The organism is Serinicoccus chungangensis (genome assembly GCF_001483745.1).
GTDB lineage: Bacteria > Actinomycetota > Actinomycetes > Actinomycetales > Dermatophilaceae > Ornithinicoccus > Ornithinicoccus chungangensis_A.
Genome location: NZ_LQBL01000033.1, coordinates 82,196 through 98,166, shown reverse-complemented (window position 1 = coordinate 98,166; position 15,971 = coordinate 82,196). Strand labels below are relative to the sequence as shown.

16 protein-coding genes are annotated in these 15,971 nt (G+C 72.7%); 10 read left to right on the top strand and 6 right to left on the bottom strand.

The genetic code is table 11. The features are described from left to right. Positions 1-46: 46 nt before the first annotated feature. The 4 genes from AVL62_RS16095 to AVL62_RS16080 are packed head-to-tail and all read left to right on the top strand — an operon-like array spanning position 47 to position 4,454. Entirely contained in the window at positions 47-1,432 is a 1,386-nt protein-coding gene (locus AVL62_RS16095) for an extracellular solute-binding protein (RefSeq protein ID WP_058892672.1), read from the top strand. Beyond that, positions 1,432-2,379 carry a carbohydrate ABC transporter permease gene (locus tag AVL62_RS16090; protein WP_083519038.1) on the top strand — a complete coding sequence of 316 codons (948 nt, stop codon included), beginning with the start codon at positions 1,432-1,434 and terminating at the stop codon, positions 2,377-2,379. Before AVL62_RS16095 ends, AVL62_RS16090 begins: the two co-directional genes overlap by 1 nt. A gap of 15 nt (positions 2,380-2,394) precedes the next feature. Continuing rightward, positions 2,395-3,201: a carbohydrate ABC transporter permease gene (locus AVL62_RS16085; protein WP_058892671.1), complete on the top strand. Its 807-nt coding sequence runs from the start codon at positions 2,395-2,397 to the stop codon at positions 3,199-3,201. Next, positions 3,198-4,454 (top strand): glycoside hydrolase family 32 protein, encoded by a 1,257-nt coding sequence (locus AVL62_RS16080; RefSeq protein WP_058892670.1) that lies wholly within the window; start codon positions 3,198-3,200, stop codon positions 4,452-4,454. Before AVL62_RS16085 ends, AVL62_RS16080 begins: the two co-directional genes overlap by 4 nt. Here the strand turns inward: AVL62_RS16080 and AVL62_RS16075 are convergent. From AVL62_RS16075 to AVL62_RS16065, 3 genes are all read right to left on the bottom strand, one after another. After that, positions 4,387-5,442, bottom strand: a complete 1,056-nt coding sequence (locus AVL62_RS16075) for a LacI family DNA-binding transcriptional regulator (RefSeq protein WP_058892669.1) — start codon at positions 5,440-5,442, stop codon at positions 4,387-4,389. The genes AVL62_RS16080 and AVL62_RS16075 overlap by 68 nt on opposite strands. Before the next feature lie 77 nt (positions 5,443-5,519). After that, positions 5,520-6,143, bottom strand: a complete 624-nt coding sequence (locus tag AVL62_RS16070; RefSeq protein WP_058892668.1) for a hypothetical protein — start codon at positions 6,141-6,143, stop codon at positions 5,520-5,522. Positions 6,144-6,240: 97 nt separating this feature from the next. Next, positions 6,241-7,245 carry an aldo/keto reductase family protein gene (locus AVL62_RS16065; RefSeq protein ID WP_058892721.1) on the bottom strand — a complete coding sequence of 335 codons (1,005 nt, stop codon included), beginning with the start codon at positions 7,243-7,245 and terminating at the stop codon, positions 6,241-6,243. A gap of 115 nt (positions 7,246-7,360) precedes the next feature. Between AVL62_RS16065 and AVL62_RS16060 the strand changes: the two genes are divergently transcribed. Beyond that, complete coding sequence (locus AVL62_RS16060; RefSeq protein WP_058892667.1) at positions 7,361-7,960, top strand: DUF5701 family protein; 600 nt, start codon at positions 7,361-7,363, stop codon at positions 7,958-7,960. Between the two features lie 6 nt (positions 7,961-7,966). Here the strand turns inward: AVL62_RS16060 and AVL62_RS16055 are convergent, their stop codons facing one another. After that, entirely contained in the window at positions 7,967-9,079 is a 1,113-nt protein-coding gene (locus AVL62_RS16055; RefSeq protein ID WP_153011832.1) for a ScyD/ScyE family protein, read from the bottom strand. A gap of 152 nt (positions 9,080-9,231) precedes the next feature. Further along, positions 9,232-10,248 (bottom strand): sigma-70 family RNA polymerase sigma factor, encoded by a 1,017-nt coding sequence (locus AVL62_RS16050; protein WP_058892665.1) that lies wholly within the window; start codon positions 10,246-10,248, stop codon positions 9,232-9,234. 100 nt (positions 10,249-10,348) lie between these two features. On the opposite strand from AVL62_RS16050, the gene AVL62_RS16045 reads away from it, so the two are divergent. Beyond that, positions 10,349-10,786, top strand: coding sequence for a MarR family winged helix-turn-helix transcriptional regulator (locus AVL62_RS16045; RefSeq protein WP_153011831.1), 438 nt, complete (start codon positions 10,349-10,351; stop codon positions 10,784-10,786). Between the two features lie 62 nt (positions 10,787-10,848). Then, the gene (locus AVL62_RS16040; protein ID WP_083519036.1) at positions 10,849-12,483 is read left to right on the top strand and encodes an MDR family MFS transporter; all 1,635 of its coding nucleotides are present in this window, start codon (positions 10,849-10,851) and stop codon (positions 12,481-12,483) included. Positions 12,484-12,516: 33 nt separating this feature from the next. Here the strand turns inward: AVL62_RS16040 and AVL62_RS16035 are convergent, their stop codons facing one another. Then, the gene (locus AVL62_RS16035; RefSeq protein WP_058892663.1) at positions 12,517-13,521 is read right to left on the bottom strand and encodes a phosphotransferase enzyme family protein; all 1,005 of its coding nucleotides are present in this window, start codon (positions 13,519-13,521) and stop codon (positions 12,517-12,519) included. Between the two features lie 58 nt (positions 13,522-13,579). Here AVL62_RS16035 and AVL62_RS16030 point away from each other — a divergent pair, with 58 nt between their 5' ends. The 3 genes from AVL62_RS16030 to AVL62_RS16020 are packed head-to-tail and all read left to right on the top strand — an operon-like array spanning position 13,580 to position 15,969. Beyond that, complete coding sequence (locus AVL62_RS16030; protein ID WP_201023307.1) at positions 13,580-14,797, top strand: histidine kinase; 1,218 nt, start codon at positions 13,580-13,582, stop codon at positions 14,795-14,797. Positions 14,798-14,818: 21 nt separating this feature from the next. Continuing rightward, positions 14,819-15,586, top strand: coding sequence for a LytR/AlgR family response regulator transcription factor (locus AVL62_RS16025; protein WP_058892662.1), 768 nt, complete (start codon positions 14,819-14,821; stop codon positions 15,584-15,586). Continuing rightward, positions 15,583-15,969: a hypothetical protein gene (locus tag AVL62_RS16020; protein ID WP_058892661.1), complete on the top strand. Its 387-nt coding sequence runs from the start codon at positions 15,583-15,585 to the stop codon at positions 15,967-15,969. The genes AVL62_RS16025 and AVL62_RS16020 overlap by 4 nt, the downstream gene beginning before the upstream one ends. The last annotated feature ends 2 nt before the right edge of the window (positions 15,970-15,971 follow it).

Below are 15,971 nucleotides of genomic sequence, written 5' to 3'. Positions count from 1 at the left end.
CGCGCCATGCTGGCACCTAATTCGTTTTAGTCCACGGGAGGCATCGATGCCTGACATCAGCAGACGAGCACTGCTCACCGGAGCCACCGGGGTGGGCGCGGCGGCCCTCTTCGGTCTCAACGTGGACCGGCTCTTCGCCGCAGACATCCCCGGCCGGCGGGACGACACCCTGACCATCGCCATGCTGGGCACCAACCAGGACGCCGCCGCCCGGCAGGGCCTGGTGGACGCCTTCCGCGAGATCCACCCCGACATCCCGGTGCGGATCCAGGCGATCCAGGGCGCGGACTGGGCCGACTTCTTCGCCAAGATCCTCACCATGGTCGCAGCCGGCACGCCGCCGGACGTCTGCGTCGTCGCGACAGAGGGTGCCCAGCTCTTCGCCGACCGCCTGGCGGAGCCGTTGGACGACTACGTGATGCGGGACCAGGACGAGGTCCAGGACTACTTCGACGACGTCCACCCCAGCCTGGTCGAGGCCTTCATGTATCGGGGCCAGCTCTTCCAGCTGCCGATCGACTTCAACGCCGCCAACATCTACTTCAACAACGGTGCGCTCCGGCAGGCGGGGCTGGAGCTGCCGCCCGCCGACTGGACCCACGAGGACTTCCTCGCCACCGCTCGGCAGATGCAGGACGCCGCCTCCGGACGCTTCGTCCCCTACTATTGGACCAACCGGCTCTGGGGCGGCATCGTGCCGTGGCTCTACGTCAACGACACCAGCTTCCTCACCGAGGAGAAGGCACCGGGCGGGGAGTGGTTGTGGGACCAGTTCTACCCCGGCGAGACCGGCCGCTCCGGCGGCTACCTCTGGGAGGCGTCCAACGCGCTGGATCCCGCCGTCGAGGAGTCCTTCGAGTTCGTCCGGCGCCTCGTCGCCGACGACCTCGGCACCAGCCCGGCCCAGGGCGGGGGCAACGAGCTCGTCGGCCAGTTCGCCGGCGGCGTCATCGGGATGACCCCCGCCGGAGGCTTCTGGGTCGAGGGCCTCTCCGAGGCGGGCATGGGCCCGGACGACTACGACGTGCAGTTCTTCCCGCGGTGGAAGAGCCAGCGGCACCAGTTCGGCGCCGCCGGCTATGCGATCCTCAAGACCTCTGAGCGCAAGGACGAGGCCTGGGAGTGGGTGAAGTTCTGCATCTCGCGCCCCGGGATGGAGCTCGCCTTCCCCACGCCCAACACCACCCCGACACGTCGCTCCATGGTCGATGCCGAGCTGTATGCCGGCAAGGGGCCGGAGCACTGGAAGGTCTTCTACGACACCCTCGACGAGCTGCCGGCCGCACCCATCCCGGCGCCGCCCGAGCAGGCCGCCGTCGAGACCGCGCTCATCAAGAACGTGCTCGGCGCCGTCACCGGCTCCGAGGCCAACGTGGGGCGGGCGTTGCGCCGCCTCGATGCCGACCTCAACTCCGCCCTCGGGAGGGCCTGATGACTGTGACCACCGCCCCGGGTCGGGGCGCCGGGACCGCGGCGCCGACGACGCCACCGACGACGCGTCGCCAGGACACCGGCCGACGCGCCCTCATCGCCGTCTTCCTGCTGCCGACGATCATCGGCCTGGGCGTCTTCACCTTCCTGCCCATCGTCGCCAGCTTCGTCCTGGCCTTCTTCTCCTGGGACATCATCACCGCCCCGGAGTTCGTGGGGCTGGGCAACTTCGCCGACATCGTCACCGACCGCACCATCCGGGTGGCCTTCGGCAACACCCTGCTATTCGTCGGCGTCGCCGTGGTGCTGCAGCTCGCGGTCGCCCTCGGGCTGGCGGTGCTCGTGCAGTCGGCGATGCCCGAGCGGCTGCGCGGCTTCTTCCGGTCGGTGCTCTTCTTCCCGCTCGTGCTCTCGGCCGCCTCGGTCTCGATCATCATGAGCTACCTCTTCAACGAGAACTTCGGGCTCGTCAACCACCTCCTCGGCCAGATCGGCGTCCCCGCGGTGCCATGGCTGACCTCGCCGACCGGCGCGATGATCATGGTCGTCCTGGTCTACGTGTGGCAGAACTTCGGCTTCTCCTTCCTGCTCTTCCTCGGCGGCCTGTCCTCCATCCCCAAGGAGGTCTACGAGGCGGCCTCGGTCGACGGCGCCACCGGTTGGCGGCAGTTCTGGACCATCACGTTCCCGCTGGTCAGCCCCACGACCCTGGTGGCCTCGGTCATGGCGATCATCGCCGCGCTGCAGATCTTCGACCAGCCCTACGTCCTCACCCGGGGCGGGCCGGGCGACTCCACCCGCACCGCGGTGATGGTGATCTACGAGACCGCCTTCAAGCAGCTGGAGTTCGGCCGCGCCTCGGCCATCGGCATCGTGCTGACGATCGTCATCATGCTCGTCACCGCGCTGCAGTTCCGCCTGTCCCGTCGATTCGTCTTCTACGGCTGAGAAGGAGCGCGTGCGATGAAGCATCTGTGGAAGTACCTCATCCTGGGCGTGGCCACCGCCCTCACCCTCGGTCCCGTCGTGTGGACCGTCCTCACCTCGCTGCAGCCGCCCAGCCAGAGCCTGGGATCGGGCAGCGTCATCCCGTCCAGCCTGACCTTCGTGGCCTACCAGGACGTCTTCGCCCAGGTGGACATGTGGCTGCTCATCCTCAACAGCGTGCTCGTCACCGCGGCCATCGCGCTCGGCCAGATGCTCACCGCGGCGATGGGCGGCTACGTCTTCGCGCGGATGGAGTTCCCCGGCAAGGGACTCATGTTCGCGACCATCCTCGCGACGATGATGGTGCCGATGCAGGTGACGATCGTGCCAGTCTTCATGCTGGTGCGCGGGATGGGCCTGGCCGACACCCTCATGGCCCTCATCCTGCCGGCGATCCCGACGGCCTTCGGCACCTTCCTCATGCGGCAGTACTTCCTCGGCCTGCCGGTCGAGCTCGGGGAGGCGGCGTCGGTGGACGGCGCGAGCCCGTGGCGGACGTTCTTCTCGATCTACGCTCCGCTCGCGGTGCCCGGCATGGCGATCGTCGGCATCCTCGCCTTCAACTTCCACTGGAACGAGTTCTTCCGGCCGCTCATCATGACGATCAGCGAGGAGAACTTCACGCTGCCCCTGGGGCTCGTGTCGTTGCAGGGCAACATGGGGACCGGGTCGGTCGCGACCGTCCTCGCCGGTGTGGTGATCTCGATGATCCCCGCCTTCGTCGTCTTCATCTTCGGCCAGCGCACGTTGCGCGAGGGCCTGACCGCAGGGAGCCACCGATGACCTACCGCCCCGACTCCGCCGCAGGGTCCGCCGTGACGGCATACCACCTGAGACCGGACAGCGGCTGGCTCAACGACCCCAACGGCATGGTGCACCGCGACGGTCGCTGGCACGTCTTCTTCCAGCACAACCCGGACGCGCCCCGGCACGACCAGATCGCCTGGGGCCACGCGAGCAGCGCGGACCTGGTGAGCTGGCGCGACCACCGGGTCGCCTTCGAGCCCACGCCCGGTGGTCCGGACGCCGCCGGGTGCTGGTCCGGTGTCTTCGTCGACGGCCTGGAGCGGCCGGCCGTCGTCTACTCGGGCGTCACCGGGCCCGACCACGCCAGCACGGTATGCCTGCGCTGGGGTGAGGGTGAGGAGCTGGACGACTGGGGCGCTCCCCTCGTCGTCGCGACCACGCCGGACGCGGACGACGTCGCCATCATGCGCGACCCCTTCGTGCTCACGCACGCAGGTCGCCGGTTCGCGCTGGTCGGCGCCGGGCTGCGCGACGGCACGCCCGCGATCCTGCTCTACTCCTGCGACGACATCGAGGACTGGGACTACCTGGGGATCTGGCTCACCGGCGCGGAGCTGCCGCTGGAGGGAGCGCTGCCCGCCGACGTCTGGGAGTGCCCGCAGCTGGCGGTCTGGGGCGACCGGGCGACGCTCGTGCTGTCCCTGCACGACCGGGGCGTGCTCGGCGAGGTCGTGGGATGCACCGGGGCGCTCGTGGACGACGGCGGCCTCCCCCGGCTGCGGGTCGAGCAGGTGCAGGTCCTCGACGAGGGCACCGACTTCTACGCGCCGCAGCTCGCGGCGGACGACGCCGATGGCTGGTGGCTCATGGGCTGGATCCGTGAGCTCGACCGGGACCCGTCGGTCCGGGACCACGCGGGGTGTATGACGTTGCCCCGGCGCCTGGTGCCCGACGGCGACGGCGCCCGGTTGGTGCTCGACCCGAGGGTGGCCGGCGCGCTGGAGGTGGAGGAGGCGACCGCGGGGACGTCCCTCCGCCGGGCCCGTCTCGTCGCGGGTCCCGGTGGCGGGTCGCTGCGCCACCCCGAGCTGGGGTCCCGCCCGCTCGCGCCCGGGGCGGTGGCCTACGTCGACGGCGAGGTGCTGGAGGTATACCCCCCGGCCGGGCCTCCGGCGACCCTGCGGCACACCGCGGCCTGGGAGGTGGAGGGCGACGTCGACGTCAGCGCGGTGCTGACGTCGAGTCGCGCTGCACGAGCGGGCACGGGAGCACCTCGCGCCGAGGCGTGAGCCGCCCGCCGACCGCCTCCAGCGCCATGTCGACGGCGACCTCGCCCATCGCGGCGTGCGGCAGGGCCACCGTCGTGAGCGCTGGCACGACGTCGGCCGCCAGACCGTCCTGGTCGTCGAAGCCCACCACCGACAGGTCCTGCGGCACCTGCAGACCCAGGTGCGCGGCCGCGAGGAGCACACCGAGCGCCGCCCGGTCGGTCGTGGCGAAGATCGCCGTGGGCCCCCCCCCGGCGGACCCGGAGGTGGGCGGAGCACCGTCCAGGAGCGCGAGCGCGGCGGCATACCCCGTCCGGATCTCCCAGCCCCCGGGCACGACCTTCACCGCGGCTCCCGTGGAGCGCACCGCCTCCTCGAAGGCGCGGGCGCGGATGGGGCCGGAGACGTTGCCCGCGACGGTGCCGTCCGCGCCCCGCTCGTAGTGACCGGAGAGCATCGCGAGGTCCCGGTGACCGAGCCCGAGCAGGTGCTCCGCGGCGACCCGCGCCCCGCCGGCGTCGTCCGGGACGACGCTCAGCTCCTCCTCGGAGCGGGCGGTGCAGTTGGCCAGCACCACCGGGATGCGGGCCGCGGGTGCCCGGTCGAGGACGCGGAATCCCATCGAGGCGTAGATGAGGCCGTCGACCCGTCGGCGCACCAGCTCGGCCAGGGCACCGGCCTCCCGCTCGGCGTGGCCGTGGGTGTCGATGGTCATGACCGCGTACCCGTCGGCCGCCGCCCGCTCCCCTGCGCCGCCCATGATGCGGCCGGCGAAGGGGGAGGAGGCGATGGCGTCGGTGACCATGCCGAGGGTGCGGGTCCGGCTGCTGCGCAGGCTCCGCGCGACCTCGTTGGGCTCGTAGCCGAGGTCCTCGGCGGCGCGCAGGATCTTGTCGCGCGTCGCTGGCGACACGTTGCCCTCGGCCAACCCGTTCATGACGAAGGAGACCGCGGTCTGGGACACCCCGGCCCGGCGTGCGACGTCGGTGGCCCTCGGACGCGTGGTCATGCCCCCCAGCCTGCCCTACCCCGGTCGCGCTCGGCACCGGTGGTGGTCTGCCGGCAGGCGCCCATCTCGGCGCGCGCTCAGGCGGCGAACGCCCAGCGGTCCAGCACCCGCTGCAGCTCGTCGACGTGCCAGCGGGGCACGTAGGCCACGGTGATCCGCTGGCCGTGCCGCACGTAGGCGCTGGCCTGGCCGGGCAGGCAGACCGCGTCGAAGATCCACGGCAGCACGTCCATGTCGGCGTAGTCGTGGTCCAGGCGGGGGTGGATCTCGCGGGTGATGCGCCCCAGCCGGAAACGGACAACCCACCGGTTGCGCTCGCGGTCGACGCCGCCGCGCACCTCCCCCAGCTCGCCGGTCGAGCCGGCCGCGGCGGCCAGCTTGCGCACGAGGTCGGGGTAGGAGTCGGGCCCGACGACGTGCTCCAGGTCGACCGTCGTGACGTGCGGGTGGTGGGTCAGCCCACCGTCGGCGTCGCGTGCCAGGCAGTGCATGACGGCGACGTAGGGGTGCTGGCGCACCGCCTGGGCCACCTCCCGGTCGGCGAGCAGGTCGGCCTCGGTGACGCCGTCCTGGGGGGAGAGCCCCAGGCGTTCCAGCGTCGCGAGCTGCTCCCGGGCGGACGGCCGGATGGCCGGGGTGACCAGCATCGGCGCGTCAGAGCCGGCGTCGCTGTGGCGGGCGAAGACCTCGGACAGTCTCATGGTCCAAGAGTGCCACCGCCGACGGGGCCGCACAACGCCCCAGCGCCGCGTCCGGCGGTGCCGGACACGGCGCTGGGGTCACGCGGTGCGGTGCCGGTCAGGCGACCCGCGTCTGCGGGGCGTTCTCCGCGGTCTTGCCCGGGTCCTTCTCGGCGACGCCGCCGATGGCGTCGTCGATCTTGGCCATGAGGTCGGCGTCCAGGGTGACGCCGGCGGCCTTGACGTTGTCCTCCACCTGAGACGGTTTCGAGGCGCCGACCAGGGCGGCCGCGACGTTGGGGTTCTGCAGCACCCAGGCGACGGCGAGCTGCGGCATGGTGAGCCCGGCCTCCTCAGCTAGCGGCTTGAGCTCCTGCACGGCGCGCAGCGTCTCGTCGCGCATGAAGCCCTGCATGCCCTTGCCCATCGACTCGTCCGCTGCACGGCCCTCGGTCGGCTGCTCGCCGGGGAGGTACTTGCCGGAGAGCACGCCCTGCGCCATCGGGCTCCAGACGATCTGGGAGATCCCGAGCTCCTCGCAGGTCGGAACGACCTCGGGCTCGATGACCCGCCACAGCATGGAGTACTGCGGCTGGGAGGAGATGAGCTGGATGCCCAGGTCCTCGGCCAGCGCGTGCCCCGCCCGGATCTGGTCGGCGGTCCACTCGCTCACGCCGATGTAGAGCGCCTTGCCCTGCCGCACCACGTCGGCGAAGGCCTGCATCGTCTCCTCCAGCGGCGTCTCCGTGTCGTAGCGGTGGGCCTGGTAGAGGTCGACGTAGTCGGTCTGCAGCCGGGAGAGGCTGCCGTCGATCGACTCCATGATGTGCTTGCGGGACAGGCCGGTGTCGTTCTTGCCGCCCGGGCCGGTCGGCCAGTAGACCTTGGTGAAGATCTCCAGGCTCTCGCGGCGCTCGCCCTTGAGCGCCTCGCCGAGGACCGACTCCGCCTTGGTGTTGGCGTAGACGTCCGCCGTGTCGAAGGTGCTGATGCCGGCGTCGAGGGCCGCGCGCACGCACTGGTGGGCGACCTCGTTCTCGACCTGGCTCCCGTGGGTGAGCCAGTTGCCGTAGGTGATCTCGCTGACCTTGAGGCCGCTGTTTCCGAGGTATCTGAACTCCATGCCGACCACGGTATGCCGCGTCCCCCGCCGCGTCCTGCCCGACCCCCGGCCGCGCCACGGCGGGAATGAGACCGGCCGCGCGAGCGTTGGAGAGGCCCCGACACCCAGGAGGACCGTGCGCCCGCTGCCCGACCTGACCGCCCAGCACCGACGACTCAACGACCTGGGGCTGCGGCTCCCCGACCTGCCCCCGGGGCTCACCGGTGACCTGCTCGTCGTCCACCACCGACGGGTGCCGGTCGCCGATCTCGTGCCGCTGCTGCGCCGTGGTGACCGGCCCGGGTTCGTCGTCGAGGACCTGACCGACCTCGCCGAGTTCGACCCCGCTCCGGGGGTGCAGGTCCCGGACGCGGACCTGTATGCCGTGCACGCGCCCGAGCGCGGCGACGAGCACGCCGACCGCAGCCCGGACGAGGTCGACCCGCAGATCCGGGCCCGGGGGCGCGACCTCATGACCGTCGCGGAGGGCGTGGCGTGGGTGATCCAGCAGCCCGAGGTGCTGGAGCGGAACCACTGCTTCATGACCACCGGGTCGCGCCGTGCGCGCGTGAGCGGTCCGGGGCTCGATGCGCGGGTCCCGGCGCTGTGGATCAGCAACGGCACCGGCCGTGACGGCCGGGACCGCCGGGACGCGCCGAAGCTCGGCTGGTGCTGGGCCGGCAACCGGCACACCTGGCTGGGGATCGCCTCGGTCGCCGGCCGCAGCACCGCCTGAGCCGGGTCAGCGGCGTCGACCGAGGTCGTACGTCACCAGGGCGCCGTTCCCGAACGCACCCGTGGTCGCGTAGACCCGCTTGCCGGAGAGCGCCACGTCCGCCGGTGAGTCGGCGGTGAAGAGGGTGCGGGCCTTCCAGCTGCCCGGACGCACCACCGAGACCTCACCACCGAACAGCTCCGCCACGACGAGGTGGCCGTCGCGCGCCCGGTCCAGCCCCGTCGCGCCGTGCAGCCCGCGGGCGACCGTGGTGGCGTGCCCGTGGCGGTCGATGCGATAGACCCGGCTCAGCGGGACGATCTCGCCGGCGCCACCGCCCAGCGTGGTGACGTAGAGCCGACCCCGGTGGTCGACCGCCACGTCGGTGGGCACCGACTCGGGGACGTAGTCCTCCCCGACCAGGCAGTCCGGGAGCGGGGCCGCCTCCGGGGGCAGCGACGCCTCGAGACCCGCCTTGAGCTCCTCGGTGAAGGTGATGTCGAACACCGGCAGCACGGCCGCGGTCGAGATGTCGCCGGTGCGCAGGTCGACCTCGAGGATGGCGTTGGCCGCCGCGTCGGCCACGTAGGCACGGTGCCCGCTGACCTCGAGCTGATAGGCGTTGGACTCCACGATGCCGGTGTACTCCGACAGCGGCGGGGAGCCCGCGGCCTCCTCCCAGGCACCGAGCTCCGCGGCGCACGAGGGGTTCAGCCCGACGAAGCCGTAGCTGACCCCGGCGTCCGGGTTGTTCTCGATCTCGTGCTGCCAGAGGTCGTCGCTGACGACGGTCCGGGTGCCGTCCCAGGAGGTCCGCACCACGTGGCTGGTCGGCGTCTCCCCGGAGAAGTCGCTCTCCAGGTGGTAGGTCCTGCCTCGGCTGGTGGCCACGCCGCCCAGGCCGCCGGTCTCCGGCACCTGGTACACGGTCCTGACCGTGCCCCGCTTGACCTTGGACAGCTGACCGCTGAAGTTCTGGGTCAGGTAGACGTGTCCGGACCCGACGGCCAGGCTCAGCGGCCCGACCAGTCCGTCGACGACGACACGAGGCTCGCTGGTGCGGGCCTGTGCCGGTGCGGTGAGAAGAGACGCCGTGAGCGCCAGCACGCTGGCTGCCACGGCAAGGGTGGAACGACGCATGTCGAGACCTCCGGTTCACGAGTGGAGGGCGGGCTCGGTTGGGCTCGTCCTGACGCGACGGCCCCTGCGTCACACCCGGCCGCCGCTGCTCGCATGGTCCTGCTGCCTTGACGTGGTGTCAAGGGACTGTGCGGCAGGGGGTGCGGGTGGTGCTAGTGCGTCCTCGTGGTGTCCTGGCCGAGCACGAGGGGCAGCCCGGCCCGGCGGAAGGCGTCGGCGGAGAAGAAGCCGACGACGCCGCTGACCTGGCCGTCCCGCAGGTCGACGACGCAGAGCTGGAAGGCCTCGTAGGTGCCGTCCTCCCCGCGGAGGTACATCCCCGCCGCGGGCTGGCCGTTGGCGACGGTCGGCACCATCCGCAGGTCGCTCGGCCCGGTCGCCGGGCACTGGCCACCGATGAGCGCGGCGATGTCGTCCGGGCCCAGGTAGTAGCGGTCGTAGGGCGGCATCTGCCAGACGGCCTGCTCGGTCATGACCCCGACGACGGCCGGCACGTCGTAGCGCTCGAAGGCGTCGCAGAAGGCCGCGAACACCTCGCGCTCGGCGTGGCTGAGCTCGCTGACCCGGCGTCCGGCCCGCTCCAGCCCGTCGCCGATGGTGGCCCGTGAGCGCTGGAGCGCGGAGTTGACCGCGGCCACCGTGGTCTCCAGGGCCTGCGCGGTCTCGGCCGCCGAGAGCTGGAGGACGTCGCGCAGCACGAGCACTGCCCGCTGGAGCGGGGGGAGGTCCTGGAGCGCGGCGACGAACGCCAGCTGGGTGTCCTCGGTCTCGACGGCGGCCTGCGCCGGGTCGACGGGGACGACGTCACGCCCCCACACGACGCGGTCCGGCAGCGGCTCGAGCCAGTCGCGCGAGCGGTCCTCGACGACCGGGACGCCGGGGTCGCCGGGCGGCTGCCCGAGCCCGCTGGGCAGCGGGCGCCGGGACTGGCCCTTGAGCGCGGTGAGGCAGGAGTTGGTGGCGATGGTGTACATCCACGTCCGCACCGAGGAACGCCCCTCGAACCGGTCGAAGGCCCGCCAGGCCCGCAGGTAGGTCTCCTGCACGAGGTCCTCCGCCTCCCCGGCGGACCCCAGCATGCGGTAGCAGTGCGCGATGAGCTCACCGCGCAGCGGTGCGGTCAGCTCCTCGAACTCGCGCTCCTGCTGCGGGCTCAGCGTGGTGGACATCCGGACTCCCTCGACCCGTGCGGCCTGACCCCTCTAACGCTAGTACCCCGCACCGACGGACGTGCGTGGTCACGACGCACGGGTGTATGATGTGTGCATCATGCAACTATCTGAGGAGCTGGCACGGACCTTCGCGGCGATGGGCCGCTTCCTGCGCGAGCGGGAGGGTGATCTCGCGCCCACCGACGTCGCGGTCCTGGTCCGGCTGGCCGGGCAGCAGTGCACCCGCTCCCGCGACCTGGCCCAGGCCGAGGGCCTGGACCCCTCGACCATGAGCCGCCGCCTCGCCTCCCTGGCTGAGCGCGGCCTCGTCGAGCGCCACCCCGACCCCGCCGACCGTCGTGCCCAGGTGCTCGGCCTCACGGAGGCCGGGCTGGAGGCCCTGACCCAGGAGCGCGCCCGCCGCGTCGAGCTCGTCACCGACACCCTGGCCGACTGGCCGGAGACGGAGAAGGCGCAGCTCGCGGACCTGCTCGGACGCCTCGCCGACTCGCTGGAGTCGGCCCGCGGCACGCATACCTCCGGGCAGTCGCCCTGAGGCACCCGGGCGGCCACGCCCACCCACCAGGCCTCCCGACCGCACCACCCAGCAAGGATCTGATGACCGCCAGCACCAGCACGGGCCGCAGCCCCGTCGACACCCGGGACGAGACCCCCTCGGCCACGGCGACCGCGGTCGACCCGACGGCCTCGGCCGCCCCCGCCTTCCGCCTGAGCCGGGAGCACAAGATCGTCTTCGCCGGCCTGATGATGGGCATGTTCGTCGCCTCCATCAGCCAGACCATCGTCGGCCCGGCCCTGCCGCAGATCGTCGCCGACCTCGGGGGGATGAGCCACTACTCCTGGGTCGCCACCGCCGCCATGCTCGTCTCGGCCGTGGTCGTCCCGGTCGTCGGCAAGCTGTCCGACCTCTACGGGCGCAAGACCTTCTACCTCGCCGGGCTCGTCATCTTCATGGTCGGCTCGACCGTCTCCGGCCTGGCCGGGAGCTTCTGGATGCTCGTCGCCGGCCGCGCCATCCAGGGCGCCGGCATGGGCACGCTCATGCCGCTGTCCCAGACCATCATCGGCGACATCATCCCGGCCCGTCAGCGCGGGAAGTACCAGGGCCTCATGGGTGCCGTGTTCGGCGTCACCTCCGTGGCCGGGCCGCTCGCCGGCGGCCTCATCACCGACCACCTCGGGTGGCGCTGGCTGTTCTTCACGACCCTGCCGATCGGGCTGCTCACCCTGTGGTTCGTCCTGCGGCACATGCACCTGCCGCACCAGCGGCGCGAGGCGCGGATCGACGTCGCCGGGATCGTCACGCTCTCGGTCGCGATGGTGTCCATCCTGCTCGCCACCAGCTGGGGCGGGACGACCTACCCCTGGGCCTCCTGGCAGGTCCTCGGCCTCTACGGCCTGGGGCTGGTCACCGCGGCCGCCTTCGTCGTCGTGGAGCTGCGGGCGAGCGAGCCGCTGCTGCCGCTGCGCCTGTTCCGCATCAGCGTCTTCAGCTGGGCCAACGTCGCCGGTCTCGGCCTGGCCATGGTGATGTTCGGGTCGATCATCTACATCCCGGTCTTCGCGCAGGGGGTGCTCGGCGTCGACGCCACGCAGTCCGGGCTCATCCTCATGCCGATGATGCTGGGCCTCATCGTCATGGGCATCCTCACCGGGCTGCTGGTGACGAGGACGGGGCACTACAAGCCGTTCATGCTCACCGGGGTGGCCATCATGGCCACGGGGGTGTGGCTGCTCACGCTGCTGTCCGAGACGTCCAGCCCGTGGGAGCTCTTCGGGTCGATGGCGGTCGTGGGCGTCGGCCTGGGTATGGCGATGCAGCAGTTCACCCTCGTCGTCCAGAACGTCGTCGCCCGGCGCGACCTCGGGGTCGCCACCGCGACGACGCAGTTCAGCCGCAACATCGGCTCCACCGTCGGGATCGCGGTCTACGGCTCGGTCATGACCGGTGGGCTCGGCGCGGCCGTCGCCTCGCACCTGCCGGCGCAGATGCGCGACCAGGCCGCCGCGCAGGCCGGCAGCCTGGACGTGGGGGCGGTCCTCGACCCCGGCTCGCTCGGCGACGTGCCGCCGGTGGTGGAGCAGGCGCTGCGCGCCGGGCTGGCCGACCAGCTGCACGGTGCCTTCCTCCTGGGCCTGCCGATCCTGGCGCTGGTCTTCCTCGCCACGGCGATGATCAAGCACGTGCCGCTCAAGGAGACCCTCGAGGACGCGCCCGCCGACCAGGGCTGACCGGCCCGGTGCCGGGCCCGGCGGCCCCTCCGATCAGCCGCCGGGCACGGCGCGGGTGAACCGGCCGGTGTCCAGCCAGTGCCGCAGCCGCTCGCCGGTGATCCGCAGGTAGGCCGCCGCGTCCGAGCGCTGGCCTGCGGTCGTGCTCGCGAGGATGCTGTTGGCGAGCAGCAGCTGACGGGCGGCCACCAGCGCCTCGAAGTCCTCGGTCGGCAGGTCCGGGAGCGGGCGCCGGGCGGCATACCCCTCCCGCACCTGGGCCTCCGGACCGTGCTCGTCCTCGCCGCCGCGCAGGTAGAACGCGCAGATCGCGAGGTCCAGCGCCGGCACGCCGAGCCCGCTGTCGTCGAAGTCGAAGACCGCGAGCCGGTGCTCGTGCCACGTGAGGTTGCCGCCGTGCAGGTCGGCGTGCAGCGGGAAGACGGGTTCGTGGGCCAGCCGCTCGAAGGCAGCCTCGCACCGCTGCCCGGCCGCCGACACCAGGGCCGCGAGCCCCCGGTCGTGGGCGACGGCCGCCGTCAGCAGGTCCGGGTCGCCGAAGAGGGTCCCCGCCAGTCGCGGGAACCGGTGGTGCCCCTCGGGCTCCCAGGACTCCGCGTGCCGGTGCAGCGTCGCCATCAGCCCCCCCAGGGCCCGGCACTGCTCGCGGGTGCTGACGGTGCCCAGGTCCTCCCCCTCGAGCCAGGTGCTGGCCGTCACCATGACCTCCCGACCGAGCTCGGCCGACCCCACCACGGCGAGGTAGCCCCCGTCCCCGACCGGCAGCGGGTCCGGCACGAGCACGTCGGTGTCGCGCCGGATGGCGTGCTGCCAGGCCTGCTGCGCCTGCACGTTGCCCGCCGAGCCCAGGGAGTTGGTGTTGACCCGCATGGCCACCGCCCCGCCCGGCGTGTCGAGGCGGAAGGTGGTGTTGAAGCCGTGCAGGACGAGGCGGATCGCGGTCGGTGTCAGGCCGAACAGAGGTGCCGCTTGCTCCGCCACCCCGCGCAGGAGCTCGACCTGGGAGGGCTCGTCCAGGTCCTGGTACGCCGCGGGCATGGCTCAGCCTCGCACGCGCCCGAGCGGCGCGTCACACCGCACGGAGTAGCCTCCGGCCATGCTCGGAGTCCTGCACCTGCCGACCGCGCTCCTGGTCCTGGCGGCGTGCCTGCTGGTCTGGCTGGTGGCGTGGTGGCGTCGACGCCGGGCCGCCCGGGGCTTCCTCTCCGAGACCGACCGGATCACCTACGAGACGCTGCGCTCGGGGGCCCAGGCCGGCCGCAACCTGCGGGCCGGGCTGACCCCGGAGCACGCCGAGCCGGCCGCGCGGCACCTGCGCATGATGCTCGGCGGCACCGCCCTGGCGATCTGCGACAGCCAGCAGACCCTCGCGTGGAGCGGCCTGGGTGAGCACCACCGCGCGCAGGCGTCCGAGCACGCCCACCGGGTGCTGCGCGGCGGTGACGTCGTCGTGCTCACCCGGACCGACCTGCCCTGCGAGGTTCCGGAGTGCCCGGTGCGTGCCGGGGTCGTCGCCCCGCTCGTGGTGGACGACCGCGTCATCGGGGCGCTCGCGGCATACTCCCCGCGTCCGTCGGCCGGGCTCGCCCGGGCGACCGAGCAGGTCGCGACGTGGGTGAGCGGGCAGCTCGAGCTGGGCGAGCTGGACCGCGAGCGCACCCGCGCGATGGAGGCCGAGCTGCGCAGCCTGCGGGCGCAGATCAGCCCGCACTTCATCTACAACTCCCTCGGCGCCATCGCCTCCTTCGTGCGCACCGACCCCGACCGGGCCCGGGAGCTGCTGCTGGAGTTCGCCGACTTCACCCGCTACGCGCTGCGGCGCGGCGGCGCCTACACGACGCTGGCCGACGAGCTGCGCAACATCGAGCGCTACCTCGTGCTCGAGCAGGCGCGCTTCGGGGAGCGGCTGCGGGTCAACCTGCTCATCGCCCCCGAGGTGCTGCCGGTCGCCGTGCCCTACCTCGCCGTGCAGCCCCTGGTGGAGAATGCCGTGCGGCACGGCCTGGCCGACAAGGAGGGCGTCGGGACCATCACCATCACCGGCACCGACCTGGGCGACCTCGCGGAGATCGCCATCGAGGACGACGGCGTCGGCTCCGACCCCGAGCTGGTCCGGCGGGCCCTCGACGGCGACCGCAGCGGGGAGGCGGTGGCCCGCGACAGCGGCAGCGTGGGGCTGGGCAACGTCGACGCCCGGCTGCGGCAGGTCTACGGCGACGAGCACGGCCTGGTCGTCGAGACCGCGCCGGGCCTGGGCACCAAGGTGACCTTCCGGGTGCCGAAGTACGCGCCCGGCGTGCATCCGGACCGCTGAGCCCGGCCCTACCATGACCCCATGCGTGCCCTCGTCGTCGACGACGAACCGCCGGCCCTGTCCGAGCTGACCTACCTGCTGGAGCAGGACGGCCGGTTGGGCAGCGTGCACCCGGTGGCCTCGGGCACCGACGCGCTGCGCGCGCTCGAGGACGGCGACATCGACGTCGTCTTCTCCGACATCTCGATGCCGGGCCTGGACGGCATGGAGCTCGCCCGGGTGGTGAACCGGTTCGCCCGGCCCCCGCTGGTCGTCTTCGTCACCGCGCACGAGCAGCACGCGGTCGACGCCTTCGCGGTCCGCGCGGTCGACTACGTCATGAAACCGGTGCCGCCGGCACGGCTCTCCCAGGCCGTCGACCGGGTGGTCGCCGCCCTCGCGCAACGCGGCCCCGCGACGGTCGAGCCGGCGGAGGTCGCCGGCCGGGCCCCGGGCACCCCGCCGGATCCCGCCGAGGAACGCATCGCGGTCGAGCTCGGTGGCGTCACCCGCTTCGTCCAGCGCTCGTCGGTGCGCTACGTCCAGGCCCAGGGCGACTACGTGCGCCTCTTCACCGGTTCCGCGTCGCACCTGCTGCGGCTGCCGCTCACCACCCTGGAGGAGCGCTGGGCAGCGGCCGGCTTCATCCGGATCCACCGCTCCACCCTGGTGAACCTCGCCCACGTCGGTCAGGTGCGCCAGGCACAGGGACGCCTCAGCCTGCGGCTGCTGCCCGACGGCCCCGAGCTGCCGGTGGCGCGTCGGCACGCCCGCACCGTGCGCGAGCGGGTCCTCGGCGAGGGCGCGTGAGCGAGGGGACGCCGCCGCGGTTCGAGACGCGGGTCCGGGTCACCTCCTCGCGGCGCGAGGCGGCCACCGCCCGGCGCCGCCCGATGGCCGCCGCGCTGGTCGAGCAGACCGGGGCCGGCGAGCTCTACCTCCGCGGGCTGCTGCGGGCCCAGCTCCGCCTCGCCCTCGGGGTGCTGGCCGGGCTCGCGGTGGTGCTGGGCGGCATACCCGTCCTGTATGCCGTGCTCCCCGCCGCACGGTCGGTGCAGGTCGCCGGGGTCCCCGTCGTGTGGCCGGTGCTGGCCGTCCTCGTCTACCCCGTCCTCGTCGCGGTGGCCGCGTGGTACACCCGGGCGGCGACGCGGATCGAGCGGCGGCTCTCCGCCGTGGCCCGGGAGCGCTGAGC